1 pseudogene is annotated in these 1,250 nt (G+C 65.6%); it reads left to right on the top strand.

The features are described from left to right. Positions 1 to 1,250, top strand: a pseudogene (locus HY29_RS19425) (hypothetical protein); the annotation flags it as partial.

Here is a 1,250-nt window from a genome sequence, read left to right as displayed (position 1 = left end):
TCGACGCTGGATATTGCCGATGCGGACTTTCTGTCCGGGCGCCTGACATTCCGCGCGAGCGGCCGCCGCGGCGTCGTCACCAATGCCGGGCGGGTCACAGCATCCGAGGCGGTTGCCTTCCTGGGCTCAGGGGTTGTCAATGAGGGCGTCGTCACAGCGCAGCTTGGCCGCATTGGCTATGGCGCAGGGGATCTGGTCACGCTTGACTTCTCCGGCGACAATTTCCTCTCGGTTGCCCTGCCGGTGGCCGACATGGAGGGGCTGACCGATGCGTATGGCCGCCCCTTGTCCGCACTCATTTCGGCAGACGGCACAACGCAGGCGGATGGCGGCCGGATTGTGCTGAGCGCGCAGGCGGCAGAGCAAATCCTGCTATCGGCCGTGCATGTCCCCGGTGAGCTGATTGCCCGGTCCATTGGTCAGGGCCCCGGTGAGACCCTTCGCCTGTCGAGTTCGCAGGGCAGCGTGAGCGTTGATGGCGGCGCAGGCAAGGTCAACCTGACGGGCCGGATTGACGTGTCTGGCGGAGCGTCTCTGGCGGCGGGCTCTGTCGATATCGACAATGGCGGAGTCACCTATCTGACGGGCGACATCGATGCCAGCGGTGCGACGGGCGGGTCTGTCTCGGTCTCTTCGCGCAATCTGTTGAGCGCAGGTGTCATTGATGCCAGCGGCACGGCCGGGGCGGGCGGCGATGTCGACCTCCTGGCGAGCGGCAGTTTTATCGGGACAACAGCGTCGGACATTCACGCTGACGGCATGTCAGGCGGATCCATCCGTCTTGGCGGCGGCGATACGTTCTTTTCCTCGGGCAGCCTGTCTGCGCTGGGCGAGCAATCACGCGGCGGTGACATTCGCATTACGGGGGGCGAGCTTCGGTTGATTGCGGCGGATCTGGATGCCTCCGGCCGGACGGGCGGCGGCACGATCAGCCTCGGTTTCATGGGGGCTCGCAATGCCCCGGATATCGTCTCCGGTCTGATCGACCTCAGCCCGCACACAGTTTTGCGCGCGGATGCGACCGGGACGGGCGAGGGCGGCGTGATCGGGCTCTGGTCGTCTGATACGACGACGTCTTATGCCACACTCAGCGCCCGCGGCGGGTCGCTTGGCGGTGATGGGGGCTTTATTGAAGTCTCCTCCATGGGCCAGGTCACCGCAGGCGGCGATGTCAGCGCGGCAGCGCCGGGCGGCGGCCATGCCGGCACATTCCTGCTCGATCCGGATACGATCATTATCGATGATGCCTC

The organism is Hyphomonas beringensis (assembly GCF_000682755.1).
Lineage (GTDB): Bacteria > Pseudomonadota > Alphaproteobacteria > Caulobacterales > Hyphomonadaceae > Hyphomonas > Hyphomonas beringensis.
This window is presented reverse-complemented; position numbering and strand designations above follow the sequence as displayed.